Annotated in this window: 16 protein-coding genes, 1 tRNA gene and 2 pseudogenes; 16 read left to right on the top strand and 3 right to left on the bottom strand. The window is 60.2% G+C overall.

Features of this window, described 5'->3' with window-relative positions; translation table 11 throughout:
- Positions 1-12: 12 nt before the first annotated feature.
- The 6 genes from J2R76_RS20575 (at position 13) to J2R76_RS20550 (ending at position 6285) form a co-directional block, all read left to right on the top strand.
- On the top strand, positions 13-921 hold the full coding sequence (locus tag J2R76_RS20575; protein WP_375166520.1) for an ABC transporter ATP-binding protein: 909 nt from the start codon (positions 13-15) through the stop codon (positions 919-921).
- Entirely contained in the window at positions 921-1811 is an 891-nt protein-coding gene (locus J2R76_RS20570; protein WP_253624821.1) for a branched-chain amino acid ABC transporter permease, read from the top strand. Before J2R76_RS20575 ends, J2R76_RS20570 begins: the two co-directional genes overlap by 1 nt.
- A gap of 3 nt (positions 1812-1814) precedes the next feature.
- On the top strand, positions 1815-2858 hold the full coding sequence (locus J2R76_RS20565; RefSeq protein ID WP_253624820.1) for a branched-chain amino acid ABC transporter permease: 1044 nt from the start codon (positions 1815-1817) through the stop codon (positions 2856-2858).
- Positions 2859-2884: 26 nt separating this feature from the next.
- Positions 2885-4216, top strand: a complete 1332-nt coding sequence (locus J2R76_RS20560) for an ABC transporter substrate-binding protein (protein WP_253624819.1) — start codon at positions 2885-2887, stop codon at positions 4214-4216.
- Between the two features lie 61 nt (positions 4217-4277).
- Complete coding sequence (locus J2R76_RS20555) at positions 4278-5066, top strand: ABC transporter ATP-binding protein (RefSeq protein WP_253624818.1); 789 nt, start codon at positions 4278-4280, stop codon at positions 5064-5066.
- Between the two features lie 22 nt (positions 5067-5088).
- Complete coding sequence (locus J2R76_RS20550; protein WP_253624816.1) at positions 5089-6285, top strand: acyl-CoA dehydrogenase family protein; 1197 nt, start codon at positions 5089-5091, stop codon at positions 6283-6285.
- A 1315-nt stretch (positions 6286-7600) separates the two neighbouring features.
- Here J2R76_RS20550 and J2R76_RS20545 read toward each other — a convergent pair.
- Positions 7601-8020, bottom strand: a pseudogene (locus tag J2R76_RS20545) (CoA-transferase); the annotation flags it as partial.
- Positions 8021-8450: 430 nt separating this feature from the next.
- On the opposite strand from J2R76_RS20545, the gene J2R76_RS20540 reads away from it, so the two are divergent.
- The 6 genes and pseudogenes from J2R76_RS20540 (at position 8451) to J2R76_RS20515 (ending at position 14653) form a co-directional block, all read left to right on the top strand.
- The gene (locus J2R76_RS20540) at positions 8451-8954 is read left to right on the top strand and encodes a cytochrome P450 (protein WP_253624815.1); all 504 of its coding nucleotides are present in this window, start codon (positions 8451-8453) and stop codon (positions 8952-8954) included.
- Positions 8955-9467: 513 nt separating this feature from the next.
- Entirely contained in the window at positions 9468-9932 is a 465-nt protein-coding gene (locus J2R76_RS20535) for a GNAT family N-acetyltransferase (RefSeq protein WP_253624814.1), read from the top strand.
- Between the two features lie 597 nt (positions 9933-10529).
- Positions 10530-11408 carry a DUF4238 domain-containing protein gene (locus J2R76_RS20530; protein WP_253624813.1) on the top strand — a complete coding sequence of 293 codons (879 nt, stop codon included), beginning with the start codon at positions 10530-10532 and terminating at the stop codon, positions 11406-11408.
- Between the two features lie 570 nt (positions 11409-11978).
- Positions 11979-12742 (top strand): annotated as a pseudogene (locus J2R76_RS20525) (SDR family NAD(P)-dependent oxidoreductase).
- A 335-nt stretch (positions 12743-13077) separates the two neighbouring features.
- Positions 13078-13401 (top strand): helix-turn-helix domain-containing protein, encoded by a 324-nt coding sequence (locus J2R76_RS20520; protein WP_253624811.1) that lies wholly within the window; start codon positions 13078-13080, stop codon positions 13399-13401.
- Complete coding sequence (locus J2R76_RS20515) at positions 13376-14653, top strand: type II toxin-antitoxin system HipA family toxin (protein WP_253626062.1); 1278 nt, start codon at positions 13376-13378, stop codon at positions 14651-14653. Before J2R76_RS20520 ends, J2R76_RS20515 begins: the two co-directional genes overlap by 26 nt.
- A 16-nt stretch (positions 14654-14669) precedes the next feature.
- Here the strand turns inward: J2R76_RS20515 and J2R76_RS20510 are convergent, their stop codons facing one another.
- Positions 14670-15056 carry a hypothetical protein gene (locus J2R76_RS20510; protein WP_253624810.1) on the bottom strand — a complete coding sequence of 129 codons (387 nt, stop codon included), beginning with the start codon at positions 15054-15056 and terminating at the stop codon, positions 14670-14672.
- A 430-nt stretch (positions 15057-15486) separates the two neighbouring features.
- Between J2R76_RS20510 and J2R76_RS20505 the strand changes: the two genes are divergently transcribed.
- Positions 15487-16146, top strand: coding sequence for a hypothetical protein (locus tag J2R76_RS20505; RefSeq protein WP_253624809.1), 660 nt, complete (start codon positions 15487-15489; stop codon positions 16144-16146).
- Positions 16147-16219: 73 nt separating this feature from the next.
- Positions 16220-16450, top strand: a complete 231-nt coding sequence (locus tag J2R76_RS20500; protein WP_253624808.1) for a hypothetical protein — start codon at positions 16220-16222, stop codon at positions 16448-16450.
- A 228-nt stretch (positions 16451-16678) separates the two neighbouring features.
- On the opposite strand, the gene J2R76_RS20495 is transcribed toward J2R76_RS20500, so the two are convergent.
- Positions 16679-16754 (bottom strand) — tRNA-Ile (locus tag J2R76_RS20495).
- 810 nt (positions 16755-17564) lie between these two features.
- Between J2R76_RS20495 and J2R76_RS20490 the strand changes: the two genes are divergently transcribed.
- Positions 17565-20669 carry an efflux RND transporter permease subunit gene (locus tag J2R76_RS20490; RefSeq protein ID WP_253624807.1) on the top strand — a complete coding sequence of 1035 codons (3105 nt, stop codon included), beginning with the start codon at positions 17565-17567 and terminating at the stop codon, positions 20667-20669.
- Positions 20670-21479: 810 nt separating this feature from the next.
- Positions 21480-22430, top strand: a complete 951-nt coding sequence (locus J2R76_RS20485; protein ID WP_253624806.1) for a sulfite exporter TauE/SafE family protein — start codon at positions 21480-21482, stop codon at positions 22428-22430.
- Positions 22431-22558 lie beyond the last annotated feature (128 nt).

Genomic DNA, 22558 nt, shown 5'->3' with positions numbered 1-22558 from the left:
GACGTGACGGCGATGGCGACGAATGCTGACGTCCTTGCGCTGGAGGCGGCTCCAGCGGAAGGCAAGCCGCGGGCAACGGCGATGGCCGATGCTCCCGATCGGCGGCTCGCGCCGGCCGCCGATCGCGCGGCACGGCCGGTGCTGGCGTTGAGCGACATCGCGTTGACATTCGGCGGCGTCGCGGCGCTGCGCGACGTCGACCTTGCGGTGGCGCCGGGTGAGATCCGCGCCGTGATCGGGCCCAATGGCGCCGGCAAGAGCTCGTTGCTCAACGTCATCAGCGGGCTCTATCGGCCCGACCGCGGCCAGGTGTGGCTCGGCGAGCATGCGTTCGTTCAGGTGCCGACAGCGCGATTGGCTGCGCACGGCGTCGCGCGCACGTTCCAGAACCTCGCGATCTTCAAGGGGCTGTCGGTTTTCGACAATGTCCTGATGGGGCTCGCGCATCGTGTCCGCACAGGTTTCCTGCGCCAGATCATCGGCTCGCCACTGGCGCGCCGGATCGAGGCGGAGAACCGCGCCGCCGCCGACGACGTCATTCGCTTCCTGCATCTTGGCGATGTCCGCGAGCGCGCCGCCGGAACCTTGCCCTATGGCTTGCAGAAGCGGGTCGAGCTGGCGCGGGCGCTGGTCGCGCGGCCTGCGCTGCTGCTGCTGGACGAACCGTTCGCGGGCGTCACGTTGAGCGAGAAGCTCGAGCTGTCCGAGCACGTGCGCAACGCGCGCGACAGCTACGACGCCACCATCGTGCTGATCGAGCACGACATCGCCGTGGTGATGGGATTGTCCGATCGCATCGCGGTGCTCGACAACGGCCGCAAGATCGCCGACGGCACGCCCGACGAGGTGAGATCCAACCAGGCGGTGATCGACGCCTATCTCGGCGTCGCGCATCAGGACGTCACGGAGCTCGTGATCTGATGTTCGACTATCAGTTTCTGATCGAGGTGCTGGTCGGCGGCCTGCTGTCGGGGGTGATGTACTCGCTGGTCGCGATCGGCTTCGTGCTGATCTACAAGACCTCGGGCGTGCTCAATTTCGCGCAAGGAGCGATGCTGCTGTTCGCGGCGCTGACCTTCGTCAGCCTGATCGAGCGGGGCATCTCGTTTCCGGTCGCATTCCTGGTCACGCTCGCGATCATGGTCGTGCTGGGCGTGAGCGTCGAGCGAACCGTGCTGCGGCCGCTCGTCAACCAGCCGCCGATTACGCTGTTCATGGCAACGCTCGGGTTGTCCTACGTGATCGAGGGCGCGGCGCAGCTGTTGTGGGGCACGCAGGTTCACGGCCTCGACATCGGGATCAGCGACGTGCCGCTCGACATCGCCGGGGTCTTCATCAGCCGGTTCGATCTGTTCGCCGCAGCAGTCGCAGGGAGTCTGGTGGCGCTGTTCGCGCTGTTCTTCCGCTACACCCGAACCGGGCTCTCGTTCCGCGCGGTTGCCGACGACCCGTTCGCGGCACTTGCCGTCGGCCTGCGGCTGTCGCGGGTCTGGGCCAGTGTGTGGACCGCCTCCGGCATCGTCGCGCTGGTCGCGGGGCTGTTGTGGGGCGCGCGTCTCGGCGTCCAGTTCTCGCTGTCGCTGGTCGTATTGAAGGCATTGCCGGTGCTGGTGCTGGGCGGCTTCGATTCGATCGCCGGTGCGATCATCGGCGGTCTGTTGATCGGCGCCATCGAGAAGCTTGCGGAAGTCTATGTCGGGCCGCTGTTCGGCGGCGGCATCGAGGCCTGGGCCGCCTATGTGGTGGCACTGGTGCTGCTGCTGGTGCGGCCGTCCGGGCTGTTCGGGCAGAAGCTGGTGGAAAGGGTCTAGGCGATGAGCGCAGCAGCACCGGGAGGACGGCTCGCGCCTGGCGTCGGGACCATTGCGATCGCCGCCGCAGCGGTCATCGCCTTTGGCGCCGTTCCACTGCTTGGTTCCGACTATCTGATGGACGCGGTGCTGACGCCATTTCTGGCGCTGGCGCTCGCCGCCGTCGGGCTCAACGTTCTCACCGGCTATGCCGGGCAGGTGTCGCTGGGCTCCGCCGCATTCCTCGCGGTCGGAGCCTATGCCACCTACAACCTTCACCTCCGGATTCCGGAGCTGCCGCTGATCGTCGATCTGGTGCTCGCCGGCCTGATCGCGGCCGCGATCGGCATCGTGTTCGGCTTGCCAAGCCTGCGCCTGCGCGGGTTCTATCTCGCGGTATCGAGCTTGGCCGCGCAGTTCTTCGTGCAATGGGCCCTCACCAAGTTCGGCTGGTTCTCCAACGACAATCCGTCCGGCGTGATCGATGCTCCGGTGCTCAGCGTGGCTGGGCTCACCTTCACAAGCCCGGCCGGGCGCTATGTGTTCTCGCTGAGTGTCGTCGTGGTGGCGACGTTCCTGACCTTGCGGCTGCTGCGCGCGCAGAGCGGCCGCAACTTCATCGCGGTGCGCGATCACGAGCTCGCGGCCAAGGTGATCGGCGTGCCGCTGCTGCGCACCAAGCTCCTGGCCTTCGCCGTCTCCTCGTTCCTGATCGGCATCGCCGGAGTGTTGTGGGCCTTCGCCTATCTGCGCACGGTCGAGCCGGCCGGCTTCAATCTCGACCGCTCCTTCCAGATCCTGTTCATCATCATCATCGGCGGGCTGGCCTCGCTGCGCGGCGCGTTTCTCGGCGCCGCCTTCATCGTGGTGTTTCCGTTGATCCTGTCACGCGCTGGCATGGCCTTGCTCGGCGGCGTGTTCGATTCGGGCGTGCTGGAGATGAGCCAGCGCATCGTCGTCGGCGCGCTCATCATTGCCTTCCTGATTGCCGAACCGCGCGGCCTGGTCGCGCTGTGGGATCGGCTTTGGAGCGCCGTCACGCGGCCGGCCGCCATCAGCAACACATGACATTTCGCACCACTGGAGAGTCCAAGATGATTAAATCGAGATATCTGAAATTTGCCTTTGCCGCGGCGGTCGCCTCGGTGCTGGCCGGGCTACCTGCCGCGCGGGCCGACGAGCAGTTTTTCCCCCTGCAAAGCTACCGGGTCGGCCCCTATGCGGCCGGGGGCACCGGCTTCTTCGGCGGGTTCATCGACTATCTCAACCTGATCAACATCCGCGATGGCGGCGTCAACGGCGTCAAGCTGACCTGGGACGAGGGCGAGACCCAGTACGAAGTCGAGCGTGGCGTCGAGGTCTATGAGCGGCTGAAGGGGCGGCCCGGGGTTGCCGCGTGGAATCCGCTGTCGGTCGGCATCGCCTATGCCATGATCGACCGCATCACCAAAGACAAGGTGCCGCTCATCACCATCAATCACGGCCGCACCGATTCGACCGACGGTCGCGTGTTTCCCTACGTCTTCCCATTGCTGCTCAATCCCTACAGCGAGACCTCGGGCATCGTGAACTACATCGCGAGCCGCGAGGGCGGGGTCGACAAGCTGAAGGGCAAGAAGCTCGTCGTGCTCTACCACGGCTCGCCCTACGGCAAGGAGACCATCCCGATCTACAAGTTGCTGGCCGACAAGTATCAGTTCAGCCTGGAGCAGATCGAGGTCCCGCACCCCGGCAACGAGCAGCAATCGCAATGGTTGTCGATCCGCCGGGCGAAGCCCGATTACGTGGTGCTGCGCGGCTGGGGCGTGATGAATCCGGTGGCGCTGAAGACCGCGCAGAAGGTCGGGTTCCCCGCCGACCACATCATCGGCAACGTCTGGTCCAATTCCGAGGAAGACGTGATTCCGGCCGGCGACGCCGCCAAGGGCTATATCGCGATCACGACGCAGGCATCCGGCGAGCAATATCCGGTGCTGCAGGAGGTGATCAAGACGGTCTACGGCGCCGGCAGGGGCAATCTCGACGACAAGAAGCGGATCGGCAGCGTCTACCACAATCTGGGAATCGTGAACGGCATCCTCAATGTCGAGGCGATCAGGATCGCGCAGAAGAAGTTCGGCCAGCGCACCCTGACCGGTGACGAAGTGCGCTGGGGCTTCGAGCACCTTCAACTCGATCCGGCGCGGGTCGAAGCGCTCGGAGCCAAGGATCTGTTCCACTCGATCAACGTCACCTGGGACAATCACGAAGGCGACGGCCGGGTCACCTTCCAGCAGTGGGATGGCAGCAAATGGAAAGTCGTCTCGGGCTGGATCGCGCCGGACTGGGCCTTCCTTCGCCCGATCATCGAGAAGTCGGCCGCCGCCTATGCCAAGGAGCACGGCATCAAGGTGCGAGCCTCCGGCGACGACGCGGTCAGCAACTGACGCCGCCACAGGCCGCGGGAGCTATCCGGCTCCCGCGTCCTGCAACGCCATGGATCAACAGATGAGTGAAACCCTGCTTTCGGTCGAGGCACTCGCAGCCACCTACAACCACGCGATCGCGGCGGTCAGCGACGTCTCGCTCGCGGTGCGTCGCGGCGAGATCGTCGCCGTGCTCGGCGCCAATGGCGCCGGCAAGTCGACCACGTTGCAGGCCATTTCGGCGCTGCTCTCGGCGCGTCGCGGCCAGATCACCGCCGGGCGGATCATCTTTGACGGCCGCGATGTCGCGGGCACGTCGGCGGCGACGCTGGTTCGCGCCGGCCTCGTGCCGGTGCTCGAGGGGCGGCATTGCTTTGCCTCGCTGACGGTGGAGGAAAACCTCATCACCGGCGCCATGGGGCGTGATGCGCGGCGGACCGAGATCGCCGCAGACCTCGAGCGCATCTATCAGCTGTTTCCGCGCCTGAAGCAGCATCGCCGCGCGCTCGCCGGTCTGACCTCCGGCGGCGAGCAGCAGATGACGGCGATCGGCCGGGCCCTGATGTCGCGGCCTCGGCTCCTGGTGCTGGATGAACCATCGATGGGGCTCGCGCCGCTGGTCGTCGAAGGGATCTTTCGCGCGCTCAAGCAGCTCAACAGCGAGCAGGGGCTGTCGATCCTGGTCGCCGAGCAGAATTCGACCGTGGCGCTGCGCTTTTCCGATCACGCGGTGGTGCTCGAGAACGGGCGCAGCGTGCTGGCAGGGAGCGCAGCCGAGCTGCGGCAGCGTGCCGACATCAAGACCCATTATCTCGGCGGATCGTCGCAGGGCGATCTCAGCCGGAAGCAGCCGACGCAGGCTGTCGCATGATTGCAACCCGGAGAGACTGACCATGGCCAACGACAATCTCGCACGCAAGATCGACGACGACGTTTATGCCAGGCTCGATGCCGCCATCGACGCGACGGTGAAGGTGAATGCCGACCGCAACGATCGCGAGAGCCGCTTCCCGCGCGAGAATCTTCGCGCGCTGGCGGAGGCCGGCTGGACCGGCGTGCTGAACGAGACCCAGTTCGGCGGGCTCGGCCTCGGCCATCTGGATTTCGCCGAGGCGGCGTACCGGATCGGGCAGGCCGACGCCTCCACCGGCCTGGTCTATGTCATGCACGTCGGCGCGGCCCAGACCATCAACCTGTTCGGAAACACCGATCAGAAGGAGCGCTGGCTGAAGGCCAGCAATGGCAGCCTGCTCGGCACCTACTCGACCAGCGAACGCGCCACCGGCGGTCACTGGTGGTACAATCTGTCCGAAGCTTCGCGCGACGGCGAAGACTACCGCGTCAACGCCGAGAAGTCGTTCACGACCAGCTCGGGCCAGGCCGACTATTACGTGGTGCAGACGCGCACGCCAGGCGCCAAGGACCAGGCCGACATCATCTTCTTCATTGTCGACGGCAAGGCGGAGGGGATCGAGTCGCGGCCCTGGGACGCGCTCGGCGTGCGCGCCAACCATTCGGGCCCGATCCGCTACAGCAATGTGCGCGTGCCGCAGCGCGACCGGCTCGGCGCCGAAGGGCAGGGCAAGGAAATCATCTATGACGGCGTGTCGCCGGTCTATCTGATCGGGCTCGGCGCGGTCTGGGAAGGCGTCGCGCGCGGCGCGTTGAATGCTGCGATCGCCCACACCACGAGTTTCGTGCACAAGGACAGGAACAAGAGCCTGTCGGACTATCAGGCCATCCGCCAGGAGCTCGGCGCGGCCAAGGTGCTGGTCGAGACGCTGCGGCCGTGGCGCAATGAGCTCGCGGGCAAGCTCGACGCGCTCTGGCGCGCCGGCAAGCCGCAAAGCGAAATCCTGATCCCGCTGACCGAGTTCAAGGTGCACGCCGCCGAGGTCGCCAACAAGGTCGCCGCGACCGCGCTGACGGTGACGGGCGGCTACGGTTATCATCGCGGCCCGATCGAGCGCGCCTATCGCGACGCCCGTGCAGCGATCGCGATGGGGCCGTCCAATGTCATCGCGCGCGACTGGATCGGGAAGGCAGTGGTCGGTCTGCCGCTGGAGCTCTTCTACGAGGGGGGAGAGTAAGTCGAACAGGGGGACATCCCCAACCTTCGCACATGAGATGTCTCTCTTGTGAAATAGCTCTCCATTGCCGGTGGCGATGCTAGAGCGACCGGGACGTGTGCTGTCGGGAGGTCAACGGTTTCGATTAGACCAGCGGCGTCCATGTCCACAGCAAGACTCCGCCGTCTTCTCAGGGCGCCTTAAACGGAGCCTTATCTGTCGAATGGCAGCTAGGGCGCGTCCGAGATCAAGAGCGATCCTGTTGGCGATAATTGGATCCGCCATTTTGCTTCGATATTGAGGTCGATAAGGATATTCATCATCGCCTGCCTTCCCGAACTCGCTATTGGGGGCCTCCCGAGAGAGGGGCAGATAATGTAATGGCGCCATCGGGACATCCAGGATTCGAACAAAGGACCGGCGGGCGCCGGCGCTCGCGCTACGACTGTACGGTCCCGAGTCGGTCTGGCAGGAGGTCGGCCAGCGGCTCCTCGACGATGCCTGCGCTCGGCTGACCGGCCGTCAGGAAGATGAGGTCGATCCCGACGAGCCTGATCCGGATGATTTCCCGGCCGGTCCGAAGTGGCCGTGATCGCGCTACATTCGTGCTCAAGATTTTAATGGTTCGGCCCTGCAAGACGCGGGCGGCGCGAAAAATCAGCCGAGAGCGTGCAGTCGGGCGTGGCAGCGGCGACGCCAGAGACGTCGGCGGGTCCGCAGGATATCCGAAATGCGCCTGCTGCGGCGAGACAGGAGATCCGTCTCCAAATCCACCGCGATCGAGGCCAATCGGTACGCTCCCCCGACCATCCGCGTGACTTCCTCGTCCCCGATCGGACGATCGTCCCGATCGGCGATCCGCGCGTTACCGACGAACGTGCCGGTCTCGACGTCGATACAGGTGACGGTGCCCGGGCCCGCCGGATCTTCCGGTCCTGAGACGATTACGTGGCAGTCCCGATAAGGCAGTTTCCGCCTGCAGATGCTTGAGGGGGCCGAGGACACGTCGCACTTCCATTTTTGGCGCCGGCCAGGCACGTCGCCTGCGGCAAAGTTTCTGTGCGCGGGAGAAGCTCTCGCGTGTGCTTCGAGGATTGGCCGGCGGCGGTGAACGAGTGCCGCGAACGATCGCTACAATTTGAAGCGTTCCGGCGAAGGGCGGGGCCGGTTCGTTTAATGGGAAAGAATCCGTTGCCTTCGAGACTTCGGCTCTGGCGATTTCCCAAGGATTCGTTGAGGAAGACTCGAACGAGCATTCCGTCAGGATCGCAGGCGGCGTTCCAGCTTAAGCTTCTGGAGGGCAGAACGAGTCACCAGCGGCATGGATAGCGTCGGCGACGACACAGTCGACGAGGATGCCCGGAATCTGCACTTCCCGCGGATTGAGCGAGTTACTGGCGGCGATCCGCTCCACCTGCGCGATGACGAAGCCGCGAGAATTCTTCGCGGCCATTGCCATCGCCAAATTGTCGAGCGTAAGCGCCTCCCGCTCCATGGTGATGTTCCCCGCCGGATCGGCCGTCGTGCCCCGCAGCAACGCTACGTTGATCGGGAAGGACTTGTAGCGAAGCCACTCCTCGTCATTGATCCGCATCAGTTCGACGAGATCTTCGGTGGTCTTCTCGTTCAGTTTGCCGCCCTCGAGGCGCGGATCCACGAAAGTCTTCAGCCCGACCTTGGAGATCACGCCGGGACCGCGTGCAGCGATATTGCGATAGAGGTGGGAGATGCAACCAAGCGGGAGGTTATAGGCCTCGTGACACCAGGCCAGCACGCCCCAACTGGGGTTACTATGTCTAGGGAAAGGCGGAGCCAGCTACTCAAATGGCCACGTATGGTGACCGCTGGATCATCGAAGATGATTATCTGAGCGAACTTCAGCTAGTGGGGCGTGCCCGGCCGGCACTCGCGTCTGAAGACGGCTACGGAAAAGTCATTCACATCGGGAGTTTCAGCAAGACGCTGAAACCGTCCCTGAACCTCGGCTTCTTGGTAGTCCCAGATGATCTAAAATCGCGGTTTGGGGAAGCTGCAGCGTGTCTGTCGCCGTCCTTCGCGACGGCAACTCATCTCGCGCTCGCACAGTTCATTGCCGAGGGTCGCGGAAAGCTCAAGCCAGGCAGTGGGCCGAGATGTTGCACGATGCGGCGGATCGAGGAGAAATACCCAAGGAGCAAGCGAGCCTCATGGCGCTGTCTTATGTGGAGCCTTCCCTCGATACAACGATCTTTGCGACCTCCAGTGCGATTTGGCTATTCGCCAATAATCCCGATCAATGGGATCTCATCAGGGAGGATTCGACGCTGATTCCCAACGCGATCAGCGAAGTGATTCGGATGGAGTCGCCGATCCAAGGATTCTCACGGTTTGCTGTGCAAGAGCACTCGTTCGACGACATGGCGATTCCGCAAGAATCGCGTGTTATCGTGCTTTACGGCTCCGCCAATCGTGATGAGCGGAGATGGGTGGATCCGGGCCGGTTCGACGTACGTCGAGAGGGAGTGTCCGGCCAACTGGCCTTTGGCCACGGTGAACACTCATGCATCGGGATAAACCTGGCTCGCATGGAGATGGCAGCATTGCTGACTGCGCTTGCCAAGAGAGTGAAGCGTTTTGAGATCAGATCCAGCGAACGAGCCATAAACAACACACTGCGCGGGTTTAAGAAGCTGGACGTCATCGTCCATTGATCCCGTAGCGCAAGCCTATGCGGGCTGCGACGCCGTCGGTCGCAGCCCGCCCTTGTTTCGGACCAAGGACTGCAGGCGTGTTGCGTGACGTTTGGCGCCCGGCCGGCAGTCAAAGGCCTCTACAGCGGGATGCAAGCGTCGGCTTGCTAGTTCGGCCACGCGAACGGTCGATCAAGGTGTCTGCTGATCCCAGGGATGGTACAGTAGTTTCTACGTTTGATGGGCCTATTATTCGTTGCCACCATAAGGCTGCAATAACCAATGATAGGCCGCGTACGCACCAACCCGGCGGGGACGCGGACTACAGCCGCATTACTCCCACAGCGACAAAGCTTTGCGGCATGGCGATATCTTGCGAGCGGCTAGATTCGGACGTGAACTATCATCTCGGCTGGCCGCGGAGAGCGATACCGCATAAAAGTGATCCCTCCGTCCATCAGCCGAGGAAAAGGTACGCGCTACATGGAGCAGCCGACAAGCCACGGTAGAACGAACACAATTGCGATACGGCCAATGGTCGAGAGCGACGTTCCGGAATTGCTTCGGCTAATGCATGCGATCGTCAGTTTTGAGCGTGGTCAGAACTTCGCGCTCAGCGAAGCGGAGTTGCTTCGCCGTGGCTTCGGTGAGCGGCCAGAGTTCGGCGCTTACGTTGCAGACGTCGGCCCAGGGGCACTCGCCGGAATGGCGGTCCACTACGAGATCCCATTCATGCATACTTTGCAGCCCCTTTTGATGATGAAGTGGCTCTATATCGATCCCGAATATCGAGGCACGGGTATTGGCCGAAGGCTTATGCGCCAGATGGCGCTGCATGCTCGTAAAACGGGTCACGAGCGCTTCTGCTGGTTCGTGCTGACCGACAATGCGCCGGCGCAATCGTTTTACCGCGGTGTCGGTGCGACAGAGGACCCTGAGTGGAGACGATGGATCCTGCCGACTGACGCTTTAAAGCGTCTCGTGGACGACGCAAGTTGACCGTCATCCACCCTTCCGATGCCTCGACGGCATCTTCGAGTGTCCACCTTGGGTGCTGTACCAAACAGATAGATTTGGTCCTTCGCCCAACGTGGCAAATGGTGAATTTCAAGAATCGCGACTTGCCGAGTAGTCACGACTCGCCGACTCTCATCGGTCCGGGGCTCCCCTGTGAGGGTAGTCTCGGTCTGCCGCCATCGGCATCTCTTCTGTGATCTAGCCGCAAGGCTGGAGGCTCAATCGGTCCGGGCTCCGCGTACAAGGAGCGAGCCTGCGGGTTGTCTTTTCCGCGCAACAGAGGAGGCAGAGCTATGCGAAGTCATAGCGCCAGTCGGAAGTCAGTTTTTGTAAACGCGTATCTCCGGTGGAGATTCGGGAAGTTGGAACAGGTTTGTTCTCACTACCGATCGGCACCCGGTCAACTGTCTTTCGACTTTTGATGAGGGGAGGCACCGGCCTCCCAGCATCCGCCGATGGCGGCAGTTGCGTCGCATGAGTTTAGCGTTCCATCGATGCCCCGAGGCGGTTGCTGGGCGTCATATGCATGGATCGAAGAGGGCTAGTCGCAACGCTCTGAGAAGGGGCGCTAAGGATCTGATGAACACGACGAAGAAGCAGCACTTCATTCCCGAAATGCTTTCAAAGCGCTTCGCGCGCCCAGATGGCAAGTTCTTTTTCCATGATAAAAGGTTGGACGACAATCTGATCCGGCCTTCGACTCCGAAAAACATCCTGCTCCAACGTTATCTGTATTCGCCGGCAAATGCGGATGGCGAACGGGACTTTTCCCTTGAGGAGCGATACAGCCGCCTCGAAGGAGCGGCGAATGAGCTTTTCGATCGAATTGAGCAGAAGCTCGATGAGGGAGGAAGTCCGGTACTTTCGGCCCGGAGCCGTCGGCTCCTAGATCATTTCATCTATGAGCAGTGGCGGCGCGTGCCCGATATGCACGCGCGAGTTCTGAAGCCCGAAACCTTCCGCTCCCGGGTCGAAACTGCGATAGGCGACTACGAGCGGACAAAGGGCCCTTTGCCCGAAGACGAGAAGGCCCGTCTCATTGATAGCCTCGATAACCCAGACGTCCTGAAGGAGATCCCAGGGCGTGCGCTCAGGAAGTCAAGCGGAGAAGTGCTGAGGGCCTTTCAGGAAAAGTCGCTGGTGATCGTCGAGGCTCCAAGCAATTCCGAATACATCATCGGAAGCTCGAATGTCATTAAGACGTCCAATGGTCCGAACGATCTCCACGACAGTTCGGTGGAGGTATGGTTAGCCTTTACGCCCCGATTTGCGGCAGTTCTCTGGGGGCGGGCGGACCTGCCAGCGCGGGTACTAACCGACGCCGATCATATTGGTGATGTCAACCGCGAGGTCGCAGCAAAGAGTTCGATCATCGCGAGCAAAAATCTGGCGCTGATCCAGGCATTGAGACCAGGAAGCGTCTTGCAACAACCCACTAAGCCGGGTGGTCGGGGTTGATCTCGCCGCGCACGACTAACTCGTGGCAAATAGTCAAGCACCTAGGCGACTTTGTCCCCTGACGTGTCAAGCTGTCCGCTTTCGTACTGAGCTCTAGGTCAATTGACGCTGCTTGAGGGCTGACCCGGTATTGGAGAGTCTTGGGCGTCAAAGTATTCTTCGATCTCACCAACCGCTCTCTGCTCCCATTCGTCGGCCTGTGTCAGCAATGAGATTCGTTGGACTGGGCGGAATGCTGCGGCTTGACGGCACAGCGAAGCGATTGCGCGATAGCGACCCACGTTCTCCAGAATTGCCGATCCCGTCATGTTTGATTTCCCCATTCAGCTTCGAGACGCGAACATGAGGCGGATCGATTTTCGATTGGTTAGCGGCCGGCTCGGAAAGCATCTATGGTTGGCAAATCGTTGCGATCTGAAACCTCTCTGCCCCTCAACACGGGACGTCTTACTTCCGACCGAAGAAATTTGGGGCGTGGTTGGCGTCTAGATGCGGGGCAAGTTTTGGTACGTGGCTGAAATAGCACCACGTGCTGTAGAGTGCGTTCGGAAACATCCGGAGGTGCAGCGCATGGCGATCGTATTCATTACTGGCAGTACGGATGGTCTCGGCCGGGCGGCGGCGCAGTCGCTTCTCGGCATCGAGTGGTGCTGCACGCGCGATCGGCGGATCGCGCCGCAGCCCTCGGAGAGTTCGCGTTGCGCTCCGAACGAGTTGTGGTTGGGGATCTGCAGAGCGGCGTCGAGACGAAAGGCATCGCGGACCAAGTGAATGCGATCGGGCGCATGGATGCGGTCATCCATAACGCGGGCGTCTACACACAGCGGAGTCGTGGTTCGACCCCGGAAGGCCATGCTGGAACGCTGGCGATCAATACTCTTGCACCCTACTTGCTGACGGCACTGATCGAGCGCCCCGCTAGACTGGTCTATCTCAGCAGCGGGCTGCATCGTGGCGGGGAAGGCTCGTTGGACGACCTCGATTGGACGAAAAGGTCTTGGGATTCGGCCAGGGCCTACGCAGAGAGCAAGCTGCACCTCGTTGCGCTGGCGTCCGCGCTGGCGCGACGCTGGCCGCGCGTCCTAAGCAACGCGGTCGATCCAGGCTGGGCGCGCACGAAGATGGGCGGCGCGGGCGCCCCGGTAGATGTCGAAACGGCTCAGAAGACGCAAGCCTGGCTGGCCGTGAGCGACGATCCGGCCGCGCTAGTTAGCGGCCGCTACTGGCATCAACTCCGGCAACAGGAGCCGGCGAATCAGGCGACTGATCCGAGCTTCCAGGACGAACTCATCGATAAGTTGGGCGAGCTGACCGGAGTTAAACTACCGGCGTAGGTAACCAGCGTGGATCTGCAAAACTACCTGTGGCGGACGTATTGCCTGCACTTGAAAAAATTCCTTGATTTTGGCGTGTCGCCGGCGCCGTCGGAGACTTTGCTCTACAGCCGTTTTGGCGGGGCGGCGGGAGCCGTGGAAGTCCATACGGACGCCGCGGTTCGCCCCGCGCTGGTCGCAGATTGCTTTAGGGAACCGTGCTTTTGGCCTAGAAGATACGTTTGAGGATCATTTCATTGTTAAATGATACGTAAACAGATCAGATCCTTGACGAGGGTGACGAGAAATGATACCTTCTCGTATCTTATAAAAGAAAAAAGATACGTAAACAGATCATGGAACGGAACTCCGAAGCAACCCAACAACTAGGACGCCTCCTCCGGGATGCAAGAAAGCAAGCGGGCCTGACTCAAGAGCAGGTGGCCGAACGAGCGGGTATTTCCCGGCCACGTTACCGCGATATTGAGCAGGGCAACGCCGCTGCGCGGGCGACCACGCTGATCAACGTCGCGCGCGCCCTCGGCATGGAGCTAATGCTGATCCCACAGGCCATGGTGCCCGGCGTCAACGCACTCCTTCGGCCGTCCGAAGACGAGGACCGACCAGCGTTCACCACCGATATGGATGATGATGATGAGCACCCGGGTCCGCGCCCCTAACACCATTCAGTCGCTGGATGTGTTCCTTAAAGACCTCAAGGTCGGAACGGTTGTGCGTACGCCGGGCGATTTCAACGCCTTCAGTCTCGATCCGGCCTATCGAGCTATGGCGAAGCCCCCGATACTAAGCCTCTCGCTCCGCTCCGCCGATGGTGGCCTTCGCAAGGATCCGAAGCCCGCAGCGCACATGCTGCCCGCGTTCTTCGCGAATATGTTGCCCGAGGACAAGCTTCGCGAGGCGATGGAAAAGCACCACGCGGGAGCAGTGAGGCAAGGAAACGATTTCGACCTCCTGGCGGCGCTTGGCGAAGACCTGCCAGGTGCAGTGCGCGTCGTGCCGAGCGACGGCAGCACCACGATAGCCGTACAAGACAATCCACGTGAGATCAAAGCGCGGTTTTCCTTGGCGGGAGTTCAGATGAAGCTCTCCGTGATGAAAAACACGGGCAAGGGTGGCGGATTGACTTTGCCTATCGGCGACGGGCAAGGTCAGTACATCGCAAAATTCCCCTCGACCAATCTTGTCGGATTGTCAGAAAACGAATTCGCCATTTTGGCGCTGTCCGAGGTCCTCGGAATGGATGTGCCGGAACGCGAGCTTGTCGAAAAATCCGATTTCGAGGGAATTCCCGAAGAATTCAATACGCTATCGACCGGCAAGGTCTTGCTGGTGAAGCGGTTCGACCGTGGGCCCAAAGGTACTCGAATTCACATCGAAGACTTCGCTCAGATCTTTGGCCGGCAGCCATCCCAAAAATACGATGACGCATCATACCACGACATCGCCTCCGCGCTGAATGTCGCGGTTTCGACCGACGCCGCACTCGAATTCGTCCGCCGACTGGCACTTGCCGCGCTCGTCGGCAACGGCGACATGCACTTGAAGAACTGGTCAACAATATATCCAGGTGATGGTTGCACTCCGGCCATCGGCCCCGTGTACGACGTCCTATCAACCACCGCTTATTTTCCGAAGGACGATATGGCGCTCTCTTTGGGAGGAGAGAAATCCTTCAAAGCGCTTACTCCGGACCGCTGGCGAAAGTTCGCCAATCGCGCCCGGCTACCTGAACCGGCGGTCATCTCGGCCGTCGAGGAGGTCGTATCGTTGGTGAACGACCATTGGTGGCAGCTCCCAGAACGGGAAGTCGTTCCGGCCGCTGTTCTTAGTAAGATCGATGCAAAAATCGAGGAGATGAGCCCGGTTCTAGATCCTGGCAACGTTCCGAGGCCTTCCCTGGCTAACCCCTAAGCTTGGTGCTGCCCATCTAGATCCGCGGTCGGGCTGATTGCGCTTCTGAACGCTCCACGTACTTTGCGTAGGCCCGGCGGATTCGGTTGTCGTCGTCTCCGCCGGTGTGGGTCCTTTCACTTCGTTCCCCAAAGGCGGCGACTGCGATCGCCGTATCGAAGACGCTTTCCACGGTGTCGCCATCACAAAAGGGGATCGCGACTGCCCCGAGATACTCGTCCCGCTTCCGCTTCTCGAGCCCCGACATCTCGTATTTCAGCGAAACCAGCACATGGATGACGTCGTCTTCGACTGCAGTCGGCTCGATCGCATAGAAGCGGTGGTCGCTTCCACAAACAAGATCAAACTGAATCGGCTTGGCGATCTTCTTCACAAAGTAGGCTGCGATATCGGTGGCTCTCATCGTCGCACTCCTGCTGCCGAAGATTCTATGACCGCATCCTGCAAGACGCGAGCGAGGAAAACACGTCGGCGATATGAAGCGTGGTCAAAACGTGCGGCCCTGAAAGGGTGGACGCGGAGACCGGCGGCGTCCCGCGCGGATCGTTAAAATTGAAGGCGTCGCGGTGAGAAATGACACCGGTACATGTCGTCGAAAATAATCCGTCGCTTTTCGAGACGATTGATGCCTGGAGCTTTCAAGGATTCGTTGACGAAGAAGCGACGGTTGCCCCGTCGGCATCGCCGTCGGCGGCCTCGACTTAATCTTCTGGAAGCCAAAGCGAGAGCAGAAACGGCACAAAGCGAGGGGGCGACGGATGCCGAGATTGGCTGATGAAAGGTTTGCGGCGCTGGTCAGGCAGGTGATGCCATCCAGGGTCGGAGGGTGGAACGTGCAGGTCGTCGACGATCACAAAGAAGCTTGTGCAATGTTCAACCGCGACGTTCTGCCCGTTCATCGGGACTGGCTAACCGCCGTCTACGACACTGGATTGCATTCTGTTCTTGAATATCATCCGTTGAGCTTGAAGAGGGTGCCGTCCCAAATTCTTCGAGGACCGGCCTCGCTTACCGTCGTAGACGTCTGGCAGGCTTGCACGGTCAAAAAGGGCTACAAAGGCCGCCTATCCGAGAAACAAGGCTTTCTGGTGCGAACCGCGAAGGGCGGTGGGGTGGCGTTCGCCAGCAATGCCGCCGCGGCGGAGATGGACGCTCTTCGCGCAGCCAGACGCGCGGTTTACGAACGGGCCCGCCAGACGCGGGCTCGGGCTCGACGGAACGAGGACTATCAAGGTCTGCTGAGCAACCGCCTTGCTCTCAGGAAATACGACGGCGCGTTCCGCGTCCCGTTGCGGGACTACGAACGGTGGCTGCCGACGCAGACGGCCGAAGCGTTCAAGCTTTACGGTGAAGACGGTGTCCCGCTTTTGGTGATCGAGCATGAGGCCTTTGATCTGGTACCCTCATTGAACGACCGGGATCTGCGGATCTGGTCTACCAATTGGACCGCGACGTCGCGCGCGCGCAGACCGAGGCAGACGACCGGTCAATAGACCAGGCATTGGAGCGGCTGGCCGAGTTGGATGCCGCTCGAGAGTAGGCGCCGGAAATGCCAGCGACGCGACGATGATCATCATCGTCGAAATGTACGAATGGGACCCAGAGAAACCTCCTAGCAGGCGCCGATCATCGGCGCCGCATGATCAGCATGGTGCTGCTGCTCGTCGGCATGTCGATGATGATCGCCACGGCATCGGCATCGTCACCGGCATCATCATCTCCAGCACTACCAGCAGCAGCACCACCACCACCGGCGGCAATACCATCCTCGCATCCCGATCGGCGCCGTCGGACTAGCCGACGGCCCAGGGGCCGCTGACCATAGTTGCGATCTCAGCGAAATCGCGCACCGTACTCACGGTGAAAGCAGCGCAGCGTTAATGTTTGGGTTCGAGATTTTCTTCCGATTTGAGGTGATCTGGCAATGACTTACAAAATCGAGTCGTTCTTAGAGCCCGGAATCGAGTCGCTCTTATAGCCCAAGCGAGTCGTTCTTAAAGTGGACCAACATATTATTAACGAAATTGGTGGGCCCGGCAGGACTCGAACCTGCAACCAAACCGTTATGAGCGGTTGGCTCTAACCATTGAGCTACAGGCCCCGCCACTAAAAGGCGGCGGCGCGGCATGCTGGCATCGTTACAGGTTGTCTGTCGCTCCCGCAAGGTTCAGTCACACTTCCGCGCCCGGGCTTCGGACTTCTCCGCATACGTTCCTTTCCCGTTCTGTAGCTCGAAGCGTGAATTCGGTCCGAAGGCCTGCTTTGGCGCAGTTATCATGTGTCGTTATGAAGGCGCGCGACGTGCGTAGAATTAGCAGGCCGCGCCGGAGCCGAGTCAAAAGATACGGTTTTCCAACCTAGCGAGCTCTTCACTGGTGTTGAGGCGGGCGATGAGGCTTCAGCGTTCCGTTTTGACAAAACCTTGGTATAGGTTTGACAGCCCATCCTATATTACCCACTCACCTTTGTAGAGTTGAGCATCCATCAGATCGTTTCTACTTTCGACATCGAAGCCGGATCATTCGAACGAGCGATCGAAGCGAAGCCTTGAGCTGGCTTGATTCCTTGCTGGAAAGTCGTTGAGTTCCATCAAGGTCTGAGGACGAAACTACATGGAAACAGGTGAGCCCAATTCCACGTCTCGAGGCGGCCCGCAGGCTGCTTAGGCGCAAAAAAGACATGGATGTTTAACTTGGGAAGTGCTCCCGCAATTCGAGGTCGCGGTCAGTGATGAGAAGGGTAGGGCCGATGTCCATCCAAGCAACCAAGATGTAAGAAGCGCAGCACTGAGCTCCCTGCTTGGGAGCGTGTGCCTTTGGATCAGGCGTTTCCAGCTCCCAAATTTTACGCGCATTAGCCGCGGGCAGCGCGACCTGCTCGCGAATTTGCGTTACCTTGAATGCGAGTCGAGATGGCATTTACCGAACTTTTCATCAAACGCCCGGTGCTGTCCGTCGTCCTCAGTCTCCTGATCCTGCTGATCGGACTTCGCGCGGCCGCCGTTCTGCCGATCCGGCAGTATCCCAAGCTGTCCAATACGGTCGTCAATATCACGACTTCCTATCCTGGCGCCTCCGCCGACATGATCCAGGGGTTCATCACCGCTCCACTGGAGCAGGCCGTCGCTTCCGCCGAGGGCGTCGACTACATCACTTCCTCATCGGTACTCGGTACGTCGACGATCCAAGTCCACATAAAGCTGAATTTCGATCCCAACGAGGCGCTCACCGAGGTGCTTTCTAAGGTCAACTCAATCAAATATTTAATCCCGAAGGAATCAAACGATCCAGTCGTCACTAAGGCAACGGGTCAGGCCACCGCTGTCATGTATATCGCTTTCTCCAGCGAGGAACTGACGGCCAGCGCGATTTCTGACTATCTCTCGCGCGTCGTGCAACCGGTTATGTCAACCGTTGACGGCGTCGCCGCGGCAGACATCCTGGGCGGCCAAAGTTTTGCGATGCGGCTATGGCTCGATACGGCGAAAATGGCAGGGCGCGGCGTCTCGCCGGCTGATGTTTCGGCTGCAATCGCCGCCAATAACTTCCAGGCGGCGGCCGGCCAGACCAAGGGATATTTCACTATCTCCGACGTCACGGCAAATACCGACCTACGGAGTGTAGATGACTTCAAGCGCATGATCGTTAAAGCCAATGATGGTGGCTTTGTGCGCATTGAGGACATTGCGACAGTCGAGCTTGCCGCACAGACGACAGACGTCAGTGCCGTCATGAACGGCGAGCACGCGGTCGTCATCGGCGTGCAGGCGGGTCCACAAGGCAATCCGCTGAACATAGTGCGAGGTGTTCGCGCGCTGTTTCCAGAAATGGAGCGTAACCTGCCGCCATCGCTCAAGATGAAAGTGGCCTACGATTCAACGAAATTCATCCAATCGTCGATCGATGAAGTGGAGAAGACGCTCATCGAGGCCATCGTGATCGTGGTGGTGGTGATCTTCCTGTTCCTGGCCTCGCTGCGATCGGTCGTCATTCCCGTCGTCACCATTCCGCTGTCGCTCGTTGGCGTCTGCAGCTTGATGCTGGCGCTGGGGTTCTCATTCAACCTCCTGACCCTGCTTGCGATGGTGCTCGCGATAGGTCTTGTGGTCGACGACGCGATCGTCGTGGTGGAGAACATCCATCGTCATCTAGAGGAAGGGGCGCCGCCCCTGCAGGCCGCCACGAGGGGAGCGCGCGAGATCGTGGTCCCCGTTGTCTCCATGACGATTACGTTGGCGGCCGTATACGCCCCCATCGGCTTTCTCGGTGGCCTCACCGGTGCGCTGTTCCGCGAGTTCGCGTTCACGCTGGCCGGGGCGGTGATCGTGTCTGGCGTGATCGCTTTGACGCTGTCGCCGATGATGTGCTCGGTCTTTCTAAAGAGCGCCGGGGAGGGGCGGTTTGCAAGATCCGCGAACCGCGTGTTCGCTGCCATGACATGCTGGTACGGCCGCAAGCTTGATCGCTCGCTCGACTATCGCCCAATTACCTGGCTGTTTGCGCTGACCATGCTGGGCCTTGTCGGCTTTCTCTATGTGCATACCTCTAAGGAACTTGCACCCGAGGAGGATCAAGGTATCGTATTCGCACTCACGAAGGCGCCGAAATATGCCAATATCGACTATCTCGACTATTACGGTGCCAAGCTCGAAAAGGCATTCCGGAAGTTTTCCGAGACCGATTTGAGCTTCGTGCTCAACGGAAGTGGCGGCTCGCAATCAGGCATGGCCGGAATGTTGCTGAAGCCATGGGACGAGCGCAAGCGATCATCGATCGTGCTTAGGTCCCTTGTTCAAGCTGAGCTGTCGAAAATCGAAGGCATTAACGCATTTGCTTTTAGCTTACCGGCGCTTCCGGGCGGATCGGACGGCCTGCCCGTTCAGATGGTGATCAATTCGACGCTTGGCTTCCAATCCGTCTATGAGCAGATGTCGAAACTGAAGGACGCCGCGCGCAAGAGCGGTCTGTTCATCGTTAGCGACTCTGACCTCGAATTCAACCAGCCGGTGGTGCGAATCAAGGTCGATCGGTCCAAGGCCAACGATCTTGGCATCACCATGCAGAATATCGGCGACGCGCTCGCCACCCTACTTGGCGGAAACTACATCAATCGCTTCAATCTGCAGGGCCGCTCCTACCAGGTGATCCCGCAGGTGCCGCGCGAGAAACGCATGGCCCCGGAAGCGATTGGGAACTACTATGTAAAGACTGCGACGGGCTCGATGCTTCCGCTATCTACCGTCGTCTCGGTCGAGACTGCGACTGATCCGAACGCGCTCACCCACTACAACCAGCTCAACTGCGCGACCTTTCAGGCCGTGCCGATGCCTGGGGTCACGATCGGTCAAGCCGTGGACTTTTTGGAAGCAGAGGCAAAGAAGCTGCCGGCGGGTTTCAGCCACGACTTCCTTGCCGACGCGCGGCAATATGTGCACGAGGGTGACCAACTTGCCATCACCTTCGCATTTGCACTGATCGTCATATTCTTGGTGCTTGCGGCGCAGTTCGAAAGTCTGCGCGATCCCCTCATTATTATGATCAGTGTACCCATGGCAATTGTCGGCGCCTTGATACCACTATTCTTTGGCTGGGCGACGATGAACATCTACACTCAGGTCGGGTTGCTGACGCTGGTCGGTTTAATTTCCAAGCACGGGATCCTGATGGTTGAGTTCGCCAACGAGCTGCAGCTCAAGGAGAGACTTGACCGTCGCTCGGCGATAGAGATGGCGGCTCGCGTCCGACTTCGTCCAATCTTGATGACGACGGCGGCGATGGTCACAGGCGTGGTACCTTTGTTGGCGGCAACAGGAGCTGGCGCCGCGAGCCGCTTCTCGATTGGGCTGGTGCTCGTCGCGGGCATGTCTATCGGCACGCTGTTCACGCTCTTCGTCCTGCCGGCGGTCTATGTCGCGATCGCCTCCGATCACCGTGTCGATGCGAGTGCCGGTCACGCGAAGAAGGGCGCCAAGTTCGACCTCACCAGCGCTGCCGAGGCCCAGCCGGCCGAGCAATAACGCCAGGATCAGGCCGGATTGACTGATTACTGCTCTCGGTAGGGACGTTTCTTGCCAAACGTGGTAATGCTGCCCGAAATTCGGGGCGGGACCAAAGGACGGTCTCTCGTGGCGGCGCTCCTCTCGACCCATCGTTCGCCCGCGGCAAAGGACTGCCTCATAGAGGGGAAAGAAGATCATTTCAAGGTGTCGGCGTCGTGAACGGCGGAGCCTCAGGAGGGGCGTAACGCTCCGTTGCATCGAGATCTTCGCGCCATTGCCGCCGAGGTTGCCGCGCATCGGGCTCTCGAAGAACACGTCAACAATCCGCTGTTGCTTCGCCACGATGAATTGCCGCATGTTCACCGCAGCCGAACGTTGGCCCACCGCGCCGCGCGCGGAGAGAATTAATGCGTTCTCGAGCAGAAGACAGCTTTTCTATCATCCAAATTGCTCTTGAAAGAGAATTTGCTTTCTTTCGTCTGGCCGCGTTGAATTGCTAGCTGAAAGAGATGAACTCCGGTCTGATCCGCCTTAGGGTGCTACCGCAAGTGCAATTCTGTGGGATTGGAGAACTGGTTGTCCGCACTTATACGGATGCTGACGCTGTTGCGATTTCGATACGAAGGCCATTGGTTGAGCAAACTGAGGCGCATGGCTGGGTGATTTAGTTAGGTAGCGGGGAGTACAGCGCCGCTTATTGTTGCACAACTGCAGCCCGTAACAGGGAGCGAATGTAGAAGCTCTGCACTTGACCACGGCCGTCGCCATTATCAAGGCGGCCGGAGCTCGTAAGCGAGTGGTCAGAATCTTTCGCAATCTTGAAGACCAATGTTTACGCCTGATTCCCTGGCGGGATTGGACGCCCTCTGGCGTGAGAAAGTTAAGGAAATGCCCGGGTTTGATGCTTCTATCTGGTTCCTGGCCGCAACGACGTGTTTTGCGGCTTTCGTAAACGGAGCCATTGGCTACGGTTTTTCGTCGCTCACTGTGCCGCTTGCGCTGGTTTTCTACACCAATCGCATTCTCAATCCTGCCATCGTCATCGTCGAAGTCTTCGTCAACGTCTACGTGCTCCTCATCAATTTGAAGGGCGTACCGGCGGTTTGGAGACGCGTGTTTCCCATCTTGGTTGGGCTCTTGCCAGGCATTGCGCTTGGCGGCTATGCATTGGCTTCACTGCAGCCAGGCTGGATCAAATTCGCCACCTACACGATCATTCTTCCCTTGATCCTGCTGCAAGCCGCCGGTTGGCGCCGCCCTATCGAAGCAAGCTGGCTGATCGGTCTGCCATTCGGATCGATGCTGGGCATCCTCTATTCGGTGACGACTATCTCCGGCCCGCCCTTGGCGATGCTGTTTAACAATCAGGGCCTGGTCAAAAACGAATTTCGCGCCGGCCTTGCCCTGGTGCGCGTGGCGGAATCGAGCGTGACCGCTTTCGTCTATTACAAGCTCGGTCTGTTCATTTCCGAAAGCGGCAGTCTTCTCCATGTCTTAGTACCCAGCGTTGTGCTCGGCATCCCGCTGGGATCCTACGTCATTCGCCGACTTGATCCGGAGATATTTCGACGCATCTGCATGAGCTTCGATGCTTGGATCGTGGGCTTCGGTTTGTCACGGGTTCTGATCGAGCTCAATCTAGTGCAGAGCGCATGGGCTTATAGCGTGATGGCCGCGACGATATTGATCGATCTTTGGTTGCTATACTCGTTCCTTACCACGCGCCGTTCGAGCTGGTCAGAACGGCGACCTCGGCAAGGTGCGGGTATAAGCGCTTGAACGATGCCAGCGGGCCCTTGATGTCGAAGGCACCCGTCCTGGACCTGGCCAAGCGATCGCGGAGCTAATTGAATTGATGTGCTCGCGGCGCCGCGCTGCCCCTTTCGGTGTCGACGAGAACGACATGG

It is taken from the genome of Bradyrhizobium sp. USDA 4532 (genome assembly GCF_024171315.1).
GTDB classification, from domain to species: domain Bacteria; phylum Pseudomonadota; class Alphaproteobacteria; order Rhizobiales; family Xanthobacteraceae; genus Bradyrhizobium; species Bradyrhizobium australafricanum.
This window is presented reverse-complemented; position numbering and strand designations above follow the sequence as displayed.